At 68.3% G+C, this 10,635-nt stretch carries 6 protein-coding genes and 1 pseudogene; 5 read left to right on the top strand and 2 right to left on the bottom strand.

The window, feature by feature from the left end:
- Together ACFR9S_RS02510 and ACFR9S_RS02505 are read left to right on the top strand one after the other, a co-directional pair.
- On the top strand, positions 1-791 hold a 791-nt coding region (locus tag ACFR9S_RS02510), incomplete at its 5' end, for a molybdopterin-dependent oxidoreductase (RefSeq protein WP_379817999.1).
- 64 nt (positions 792-855) lie between these two features.
- On the top strand, positions 856-2,262 hold the full coding sequence (locus ACFR9S_RS02505) for a PAS domain-containing sensor histidine kinase (protein WP_379731677.1): 1,407 nt from the start codon (positions 856-858) through the stop codon (positions 2,260-2,262).
- Positions 2,263-2,289: 27 nt separating this feature from the next.
- On the opposite strand, the gene ACFR9S_RS02500 is transcribed toward ACFR9S_RS02505, so the two are convergent.
- A complete protein-coding gene (locus ACFR9S_RS02500) occupies positions 2,290-5,427 on the bottom strand; it encodes an adenosylcobalamin-dependent ribonucleoside-diphosphate reductase (protein ID WP_379817998.1) in 3,138 nt (1,045 codons plus the stop codon).
- Positions 5,428-5,881: 454 nt separating this feature from the next.
- Between ACFR9S_RS02500 and truA the strand changes: the two genes are divergently transcribed.
- Complete coding sequence (gene truA / locus ACFR9S_RS02495; protein WP_379817997.1) at positions 5,882-6,685, top strand: tRNA pseudouridine(38-40) synthase TruA; 804 nt, start codon at positions 5,882-5,884, stop codon at positions 6,683-6,685.
- A gap of 36 nt (positions 6,686-6,721) precedes the next feature.
- Here the strand turns inward: truA and ACFR9S_RS02490 are convergent.
- A pseudogene (locus ACFR9S_RS02490) lies at positions 6,722-8,048 on the bottom strand (M20/M25/M40 family metallo-hydrolase).
- Positions 8,049-8,183: 135 nt separating this feature from the next.
- Between ACFR9S_RS02490 and pepF the strand changes: the two are divergent.
- Positions 8,184-9,983: an oligoendopeptidase F gene (gene pepF, locus ACFR9S_RS02485; RefSeq protein ID WP_379731805.1), complete on the top strand. Its 1,800-nt coding sequence runs from the start codon at positions 8,184-8,186 to the stop codon at positions 9,981-9,983.
- 125 nt (positions 9,984-10,108) lie between these two features.
- Positions 10,109-10,635, top strand: a 527-nt coding sequence (locus tag ACFR9S_RS02480) for a 26S proteasome regulatory subunit family protein (protein WP_459077184.1), incomplete at its 3' end; no start/stop codon positions are given.

Raw genomic sequence — 10,635 nt, 5'->3', positions numbered from 1 at the left:
AGGTGCCCGAGGCGCGGTCGTTCACGCTCTCGGAGCTACGGGCGTTCGACGCCGAGCGGCGGTTCGTCACGCTGCGCTGCGTGAGCGACCCGCTGAACGGGAAGAAGATCGACACCGCGCTCTGGGACGGCGTCCCCGTCTCGACGGTGCTGGAGGCGGTCGACGCCCCCGAGAGCTGCTGTGTCACGCTGCACGCCGCCGACGACTACTTCGTCTCCTTCCCGCGGGCAGCACTGGAGGACGGGCTGCTCGCGTGGGGGATGAACGGCCGTCCCCTCCCTCGGAGCCACGGCGCCCCCCTGCGGACGCTCGTGCCGGGCCACTGGGGCGAGACGAACGCCAAGTGGCTCACCGAGATCGAGATCCGCGAGGAACCCGAAGACGGCTACTGGGAGCAGCGCGGCTGGCAGGGGACCGGCGAGGTGAACACGGTCGCCAAACTCCACAGCACGACTGTCCGCGACGGGACGGTCCGCGTCGGCGGGCACGCCTACGCCGGCACGCGCGGGATCGACGCCGTCGAGGTGTCGACCGACGGCGGCGACAGCTGGACCGAGGCGACGCTCTCGGAGCCGCTGCCGGGTTCGGTGCCGCTCGACGCCGAGGAGCCCGAACCCGACGGCGAGGCCGCCGACGCGTGGCGGATGTGGGAACACGAGTACGACGCCGCCGAGCGACACGAGGTGGTCGTCCGGGCGATCGACGGCGAGGGCGAGCGACAGACCGAGGACCAAGAAGAAGTCCGCCCCTCGGGCGCGACTGGCTGGGTCAGCGAAACGATCCGCCCGTGACGCCGGCGTAATGATACCCGAACTGCCGTGAGAATTATCCCCACAGGGCGTCCAACGGGTGACGATGGACCAGTCCGAACTGTTCGGACTCCTCCTCGATCAGTCCCAGGACAAGATCGCGCTGCTGGACGAGGACGGGACGTTCACCTACGTCAACGCGGCGGCCGAGCGCATCCTCGGCTTCTCGCCCGACGAGCTCGTGGGTGAGGGCGTCTTCGATTTCGTCCACCCGGACGACGCCGACGCCGTTCGAGAGGAGTTCTACCGGACGGTTCGGAGCGACGACTTCCGTGAGGGGACCATCGAGTACCGCCACCGGACCGCCGACGACGGCTGGGTGTGGCTGGAGAGCCGGATGTCGAACCTCACCGACGAGAAACTCGACGGCTTCGTGGTGAGTTCGCGGGACGTGACCGACCGCGTGCGGGCCGAGCGCGAGCGGGCGGAGACCGCCACCCGGCTGGAGGGGATCGCCGCGGTCGCGGGCGACGTGCTCTGGATGTTCGACGCCGACTGGTCGGAACTGCTGTTCGTCAATCCCGCCTACGAGGAGATCTTCGGTCGGCCGGTCGAGGAGGTGTACGCGGACCCGAGCGCGTTCCTCGACGCGGTCCACCCACAGGACCGCCACGACGTGGAGGAGGCGATGAGCCGCATCTCCGACGGCCACTCCGTCGAGATGGAGTACCGCGTCAACCCCGAAGAGGAGTACAAGCGCTGGGTGTGGGTTCAGGGCGAGCCGATCACGGAGAACGGCGAGGTCGTGCGCATCGCGGGGTTCGCGAGGGACATCACCGACCGGCGGCGCCGGGAGCGACAGCTGGTCGTGATGGACAACCTCCTCAGACACACGCTCCGGAACGACCTCAACGTCGTGCTCGGGGAGGCCGACCTCATCGACGACGAGTTCCCCGAGGCGGCGGACCACACCGAGACCATCCACCGCGTCGGGAACCAACTCCTCCAGAGCGCGGAGAAGGAGCGCGAGATCATCGACCTGCTCACCGACCAGCGGTGGCGCGAACCGATCGACATCCGGGAGGCGGTCGGCACGAGCGTCGGGACCGTCCACGAGCGCTACCCCGACAGCGTGATCGAGGTGGAAACGCTGGAGCCGGTGGTCGTCCAGGGCCGGCCGGAGCTGGAGCGAGCCATTACCGAGCTGCTTGAGAACGCCGTCCAGCACTGCGAGGACGCGAACCCGGCGGTTCGGGTCCGCCTCCGCGTGAGGGGCGACCGCGCCGAACTCGTCGTCGAGGACGACGGGGAGCCGATCCCCGCGATCGAGGCGGACGTGCTCACCGGCGACCACGACGAGATGACGAACGTCTACCACAGCAGCGGGCTGGGGTTCTGGCTCGTCTACTGGGCCGTCGAACTGTCGAACGGGGAGATCAGCGTCGACACGTCGGCGGACCGCGGCAACCGGATCACGGTATCGCTGCCGCTGGCGCGGGCCGAAGGGACGTAGCGGCGAAAAAGGCGAAGCTGCGCTAGCTCAGCACTCGCTCCAGCCGCAGGACTCGCAGGTCTTGCAGCCTTCGGAGTAGTAGAGGCTCATCGAGCCACAGTCGGGACACTCCGGGCTCTCGCCCGACGCGATCAGCTCGCTCGTGGCGTCGTCCTCGGCGGCGTCCGCGCCGTCGTCGACGTCGACGTTCGTCGGCTCGCTCGGCGGCTGGGCCGTCGCCCCGCCGTCGGTGGAGGCGTCGACGCTCTCGTCGTCGAGCTGGTCGATCGTCTGCTGCTGGGGGATCCCCTTGTCGATCTCGCCGTCGAGGTAGCGCCGCATCGCCGTGCCGATGGCGTCCGGGATCGACTGGATCTGCTCGCCCTTGTCCCAGGCGACCTTCGGGCTACGGATGCCCTGCAGTTCGCTGGCGACCTCCTCGGGGTCGACGCCCGAGCGCAGCGAGGTGGAGATCGTCTTCGCGAGCGCCTCGGTGAAGGAGGCAGTGAAGCCGCCGGAGTTGCCGATGTTGGCGAACAGCTCGAACGGCTCGCCGGTCTGGGGGTCCTCGTTGATGTTGACGTACAGCTTCCCGTAGCCGGTGTCGATGCGCTGGGTCACGCCGTGGAGCACGTCCGGGCGCGGGCGCTTGCGGCCCAGCGGCGTGTCCTCGCCGTCGGCGTCGGCCAGGATCTGCTCGACCTGCGTGTCGAGGGCGGCCTGGACGTCCTCGTTCTCGAGGAACCCTTCGAGCCCGCCGAACACCTCGGTGATCTGCTCGACGAGCGCCTCGGCGGCCTCGTCCTCGTCGGCGAACTCGGTGTTGTCGGCGCGGGTGGTGAGCACCTGCTTGCTGCGGGTGCCGTCGCGGTAGTAGGTGACGCCCTTGCCGCCGTTGTCGTAGACGTACTCGAACGCCTCCTTGGCGTCCTCGAGGCTGGCGTCGTTGGGGGCGTTGACCGTCTTCGAGATGGCGGAGTCGACGCCCTCCTGGGCCGCACACTGGATCGAGGCGTGCTGCTTGGCGCTCAGGTCGCCGGTAACCACGAACAGTTCGCCCAGCGCGTCCGGGACCGTCTCCAGCCCCTCGACGCCGTCGAACTCGTTGTTGGCCATCTGCTCCTGGGCCTCCTTCTTGACCGCCTCGACGTCGATGCCGTTCTCCTCCAGCGCGCGGAGGAAGTAGTCGTCGAACTCGACGAGCATCTCGTCGCCCTGCACGTCGCCGGAGACGTTCTTGTAGTAGGCGACGTTGTAGATCGGCTCACAGCCACCCGTCGTGTTGCCGATCATCGACGTGGTGCCCGTCGGCGCGATCGTCGTCGTGTTGTGGTTGCGCAGCGGGTAGCCCTCTTCCCACTCCTCGGGGTCCTCGCCGGTGTGGTGCTCGAACCACTCGGGGTAGGCCGTCGGGTCGGCGTACTTCGACTCGTCCCAGTCGGAGAACACGCCGCGCTCCTGGGCGAGCTCGTGGCTGGCGTCCTTCGACCCGTGGTTGATGTGGGTCATCAGCTGGCGGGCGATCTCGTCGGCGTCGTCGGTGCCGTAGCGCACGCCGAGCTGGATGTACAGCTGGGCCAGCCCCATGACGCCGAGGCCGATCTTGCGCATCTCCCGGACCTTCTGCTCGATCTCCGGGACGGGGAAGTCCGACATCGTGACCACGTTCTCGAGGAAGCGCGTGCCGTACTCGATGCGGTGGTCGAAGTCCTCCCAGTTCATCGCCTCGTCGAGGAACGCCGAGACGGCCTCCTCGTGGGAGTCGTACTCGTCGGCGTGCTCGTCGGCCCAGACGCGCCAGTCCGGCGCATCCTGTGCCGCGAGCGTCGAGAGGTTGATGTGGCCGAGGTTACAGGCCTCGTACTCCTCCAGCGGCTGCTCGCCGCAGGGGTTCGTCGCGAGGATGCGGTGGTCGGGGTGCTCCTCCACGTCGAAGGAGTGGCGCTCGTTGACGCGTTCGAGGTAGATCACGCCCGGTTCGCCGTTCTCGTGGGCGCCCTCGACGAGCTGGTCCCAGAGGTCCTCGGCGGGCACCGAGAGCTCCTCGCCGACCTCGACGTGCTCGCCGAGCCCGAACATGTCGTAGAGCTCCTTCGTCTCCGGCGTCGCGATGTGAGGCTCTTCCGTCCGGGGGTTGGTGAACGTGAACTCCTCGCCGTTCTTCAGCGCCTCCATGAAGTCGTCGGTGATGCCGACGGAGATGTTGAAGTTCGAGAGGTGGCCCTCGACGGCGTTACGCAGGTGCTCGGGCACGCGACCCTCGTCGTCGATCAGGTCGCGGGCCTCCTCCAGCGCGTCCGCGAAGGAGTTGTGCGTGAAGTCGTCGGGGTCGTTGAGCCGCAGCGTGTTCGCGAGGCTGACGTCCTTGTTCTTCGCGTGGATGAACTGGATCACGTCCGGGTGCGAGACGCGCATCACGCCCATCTGGGCGCCGCGGCGCGCGCCGCCCTGGGCGATCGTCTCGCACATCTGGTCGAACGTCCGCATGAACGTGATCGGGCCGGAGGCGATCCCGCCGGTCGAGCCGACGGAGTCGCCGTAGGGCCGGAGCTTCCAGAACGCGTACCCCATGCCGCCGCCGGACTGGAACACCTCGGCGGCCTCCTTGGCCGTCTGGTGGATGTCCGTGATGTCGTCGTCGGGAGAGTCGACGAAACAGGCAGAGAGCTGCTGCAGTTCGTCGCCGGCGTTCATCAGCGTCGGCGAGTTCGGCATGAAGGAGAGATCCGTCATCAGCGTCTCGAACTCCTCGCGGGTCTCGCGGACGGTCGCCGCGATCTCCTCGTCGAGTTCGGGGACGACGGTGTCGTAGGCGAACTTGTTGACGTTGTGCTCGTTCAGCGTCGTCAGCGTCTCGGTCTCGGCGTCGACGCCGGCGCCGAACACTTCCTCGGCGAGTTCGTCGCGTCGCGGGTGGTCGGGCTTGAGCTGGTCGGGCGTGACCGTCACCTCGACGCCCTGGCGCTCGGCCTCGTAGACGGCCTCGGCCAGCGCGATGTTCTTGGCGACGCGGGCGAACAGCTCCTCCTGATCCTCCTCGACCTCGCCGTCGGCGTTCTTCCGGAGGTACCGCGCGGGGAGGATGTTCTCGTAGGCGTTCTCGGTGAGGCGATCCTTCAGCGTCTCGCCGTCGGTGCGCTTGATCGGCAGGGTCAGCTCGTCGGCGCCGAGATCGGGCGAACTCACTGTGCGCTCACCCCGTGTGGGCGGATGCGGCTCTCGTCGGGAGTGGGTAGATCGAACATCTGTAGCGGAGAAGTCCTATTCCGTGGACCCCCATTAACCGTTTGGTTCCCGGTACGGTTGTAGTAGTACAAATAAGATTGTACTCTCTGATGGCTGTTGCTGGTCATGGTGTTGAGGGGTTCGGCCGCCGTCGCGGCACTCGTGTAACGGTTAGGTAGCGGTCGGTATAACCCTGACCGAACCGCGGTGAAAGTGAATCGCGGCCCACGAGACCGCGGTTTCTTCGCCGGGTTTTCGACCCGAAGGGAGGGGGTGTTCGGGGGGACAGCGCCCCCCGTCCGGCACCGTTTTGGGCCGGCGTCCGGAACCCGGAATCATGGACGACGCCATCCGCTACCGCGTGCGTTCGGTCGGCCGTCACTCCCCCACACCAGTGCTGAGGGACCGCCGGTAGATGCGCGCGTTCAGGCTGGCCTACGACGGGCGGGAATTCTACGGGTTCCAGCGCCAGCCCAACGTGCCGACCGTCGAGGGGAGGCTGCTCGCGACCCTCGCGGAGGCCGGGATCGTCGACGACGGCGAGACGCCGCCGGGGTACGCCGCCGCGGGCCGCACCGACGCCGGCGTCTCCGCGGTCGCCCAGACGGTCGCGTTCGAGGCGCCCGGCTGGTGTACGCCCGCCGCGCTCAACGGTCGGCTCCCGGGGTCGATCCGGGCGTGGGCCGCCGCGGACGTGCCCGAGGAGTTCCACGCGACCCACGCCGCCAGCGAGCGGAGGTACACGTACCACCTCCACGCCCCCGACGCGGACGACCGCACCGCGCGCGAGGCCGCAGACAGACTCTCCGGGGAGCACGACTTCCACAACCTCACCAGCGACGACACCGGGACCGTTCGAGACGTTTCGGTCCGGGTCGAACGCGACGGGGAGTTCCTCGTCGTCACCGTCGCCGCGGGCGGCTTCCCGCGGGGGTTCGTCCGTCGACTGGTCGGCGTGCTCGCGGAGGTGGCCGTCGACGGGCAGTCCCTCGCCCGGGTCGACGAGGTGCTGAGCGATGAGTCGCTACAGGGCGGCCGCGGCGTCCCGCGGATGGCGCCCGAGCCGCTGGTGCTGACTGGCGTGACGTACCCGGACGTGACGTTCTCGGTGGACGAGGAAGCGCTCGAGAGCGCCCGCGGCGTGTTCGGCCAGCGGCGCGTGGGCGCGCTGGAGCGCGTTCGCGTGACGGAGACGGTACTGGACGGGCTTGGGGAGTAGGGATCGGTGGTTACGGGATGGCGCCTCCGTCGGTGATCACTCCCACCCTTCAGGCCACAGCGACGCCGCCTTCATCCCCGTCTCGAACTCCAGTTCCCGGAACGCCTCGGCCAACTCCGCCTGCTCCAGCCGATCGGCGTCCATCGACGCCAGCTCGTCGACCAGCAGCGCGGTCAGGACGCCGTGCTCCCGGATGTTCCGGTCGTCGAGTTTGTCCAGCGTGTCGGCGTGGGTGTGCCCCCAGCCGCGGCCGGACTCGCCGCTGTCGCTGTGCAGTTGGACCGACGGCACGCCCGCGCGGACGAACGGCCACTGGTCGCTGAAGGGGTGGGGGTCGGACTCCACCTCGATCGGGTGGTTCGCGCGCTCGCTGACCGCCTCGGCTGCCTCAGCGGTCGACTCGGAGGTGTGGGTCAGCGCGATCAGGTCGCGAAAACGCCCGCCGCCGTCGACGTTCACCACCGCCGCCACGTCGTCGTGGTCGACCGACTCCGCGAGGTGTTCCGCGCCGAGCAGCCCCACCTCCTCGCAGCCGACGGCGACGACGCGCACGCCGCGGTCGAGGTCGGCATCGGCCTCGCTCAGTACCCGGGCGGCCGTGAGCACGGTTGCGACGCCGCAGCCGTTGTCCCGCGCGCCCTCCGCGATGTCGTGGGCGTCGTAGTGGGCCAGCAGGAGGATCTCTTCGTCGGTGTCGGGGCCGAGGCGCCCCTGGACGTTCTGGCTCCGGCCCGCCGTCGTCTCGGCGTCGACGGTGAGTCGGACGCGGGTGTCGCCCTCGGCGAACTCGGTGAGCCACGCGCCGGTCTCCTTGCTCACGCCGACGGCGGGGGNNNNGCGCCTCGGCCTCGCGCCCGAACGTGAGCGAGCCCGTCGGGGGGAGCTGGCCGGGGACGTGGTTGACGAACACGAACGCCGCGGCGCCCTGCCCGATCGCGTAGCCGAACTTCTCCATCCGGTGGATGAAGCGGCCACCCTCCGGCGTCGTCGTCGAGGCGACGACGATCTTCCCCTCGACGTCGAGTTCGTCGATCTCTGCGGGCGTGCCGTAGCCCGCGTCGACCAGTTCGCCCTCCACTTCGCCCGCGGGCGAGTACGGGAGCGCGACCGTCTCGAACTCCCGCTCGACCGGCGATCGAACGCGGAGCGAGGAGTCCCCGCACTGCCAGACCTGCATCTCGAAGGGGTCCTGCTCAACGTTCCGGGCGCCGGCGTCACGGAACGCGTCGGCGACGATCTCCGCGGCCCGGGCCTCGCCCTCGCTCCCGCCCATCCGGCTCCCGATCGCCGTGAGGTCGGTGAGGAACTCGCCCGGTCGGTCGTCGATCCACGTCCGCCCGATCGCGGCGTCGAATCCGTCCATGGTCCGGCGTGTGTGAGGGGGACCCAAAGACGTTCCGGGGCGAGGGCGACGGCGGGAGGAAAACACGGCAAAACCGACCACCTCGCCGGGTGAAGTGGGAAGACTTACCACCGGATTCGACACTACGGTATCACGATGAGCACTGTCCCCGAACGCGAGGACATCGACGAGGAGTACAAGTGGGATCTGGAATCGATCTTCCCGGATGAGGAGGCGTGGCAGGAGGCCTACGACGACGTGGAAGCGCGCGTCGACGACCTGCGGGAGTACGAGGGCCGCGCGACCGAGAGCGCCGAGACGCTGCGCGAACTGCTCGAGGCGTACGAGGACGTGATGCGCGACGTGTCGAAAGTCGCCGCCTACGCCCGACTGCGGTCGGCCGAGGACACCCGAAACCAGGAGTACCAAGCGATCGCGTCGAAGGCCGAGTCGCTGCGCTCGGAGGCCTCCAGCGCGACCAGTTTCCTCGAACCCGAGCTTCAGGAACTCGACTGGGACGAGGTCGAGTCGCTGATCGACGAGGAGCCCGCGCTCGAGGAGTACGAGCACTTCTTCGACGACGCGCTGCGGATGAAACCCCACACGCGCTCCTCGGAGGTCGAGGAGCTGCTGGCCGACCTCTCGGAGGTCACGAGCGCGCCGTCGGACATCTACGGGATGCTCTCCAACGCCGACCTCACGTTCCCCACCGTCGAGAAGCCCGACGGCGAGGAGGTGGAGATCACCCAGAGCAACTTCACGAAGCTCCAGAAACACGAGGACCGGGAGTTCCGCCGCGAGACCTACGAGCAGTACTACGAGACCTGGGACGACTACCGCAACAGCGTCGGCACCGCCCTCCAGAACAGCACGAAGAAGGACGTAAAGCTCGCGGAGGCGCGGAACTACGACACCGCCCGCGAGGCCGCCCTCGACAGTACCAACGTCCCGACTGAGGTGTACGATACGCTCGTCGACACCGTCCACGACAACCTCGACCACCTCCAGCGCCACGCCGACCTGAAGCGGCAAGCGCTCGACGTCGACGAACTCGGGATGCACGACCTCTACATGTCGCTGACCGGCGAGGAGGGGCCAGACATCACCTACGAGCAGGCGAAGGAGTGGGTCGTCGAGGCCGTCGCGCCGCTGGGCGAGGAGTACCAGGCCCGGATGGAGCAGGGACTCGAGAGCCGCTGGGTCGACGTGTACGAGAACCGGGGGAAGCGCTCGGGCGCGTTCTCCTCGGGCACGTACGACACCCAGCCGTTCATCCTGATGAACTTCCAGGACGACGTGAGTTCGATGTACACGCTGGCCCACGAGCTCGGCCACTCGATGCACTCCGAACTCGCCAGCGAAGCTCAGCCGTGGCAGTACTCCAGCTACGAAATCTTCGTCGCCGAGGTCGCGAGCACGGTCAACGAGACGCTGCTCACCCACTACCTGCTCGAGAACGTCGACGACGACGAGATCCGCGCCCACGCGCTCGACCAGTACCTCGAGCGGTTCCGCTCGACGCTGTACCGTCAGACGATGTTCGCGGACTTCGAGCAGCGCATCCACGAGCGCGCCGAGAACGGGCAGCCGCTCACCCCCGACGCGTTCGACGAGATCTACGGCGACCTGAAGGAGACGTTCTACGCGAACGCCGACGTGGACGACCTGATCGCCAAGGAGTGGATGCGCATCCCCCACTTCTACTACAACTTCTACGTCTACCAGTACTCGACCGGAATTTCGGCGGCGGTCGCGATCGTCGAGAAGATCCGCGAGGAGGGCGAGCCCCCGGCCGCGGACTACCGCGCCGCGCTCGAAGCCGGCGGCAGCGAGTACCCCATCGACGTGCTCGACATCGCGGGCATCGACATGACCAGCGCCGATCCCATCGAGTCCGCGCTGTCGGCCTACGGCGAGCGCCTCGACGACGCCGCCGAGCTGCTGGACCTGAACTAACGCGACTTTCCGTTTTCACGTTCCGACTGCGTCCCCGCCGACGCCCGTTCGCGATTGGCGGCCGAAGCGAGCCATTCCCCGACCCAAAGGCACATTTACGCCTACCCCTAAACCGAACCAGAGAGATGTCACGCAGCCCGTCCCTTCCCGACCGCCCCCGCTTGGACCTGGACCCCGAGATGTCACAGGCCGAGCGCCTGGAGGCGATCCGGGAACACTTCGAGCGGCTCGTTCAGGTCAATGAGGAGCTGAACGAGCGCCTCCAGGACGCCGAAGGGCGCAAGGAGGAGCTCCGCGAGGAGGTCGACCAGCTCAAGCGCCGCAACGAGACGCTCAAGACGTCGTCGCTCTATCTCGCGACCGTCGAGGAGCTGACCGACGACGGCGTCGTCATCAAGCAACACGGCAACAATCAGGAGGTGCTCACCGAGCTCTCCCCCGCACTCAAGGGGGAGGTCGAGGCGGGTGACCGCGTCGCCATCGACGACTCCTTCTCCGTTCAGGAGCTGCTCGACGACGAGACCGACGCCCGGGCGCAGGCGATGGAGGTCGAGGCGTCGCCGGACGTCACCTACGCCGACATCGGCGGCCTCGAAGACCAGATCCGCGAGGTGCGCGAGGCCGTCGAGGACCCGCTGATCAACGCCGAGAC

The sequence above is a fragment of the Halolamina salina genome (assembly GCF_042678005.1).
Classification (GTDB): domain Archaea; phylum Halobacteriota; class Halobacteria; order Halobacteriales; family Haloferacaceae; genus Halolamina; species Halolamina salina.
The sequence above is the reverse complement of the archived record's forward strand: the minus strand, read 5'-3'. Positions and strand labels throughout refer to the sequence as shown.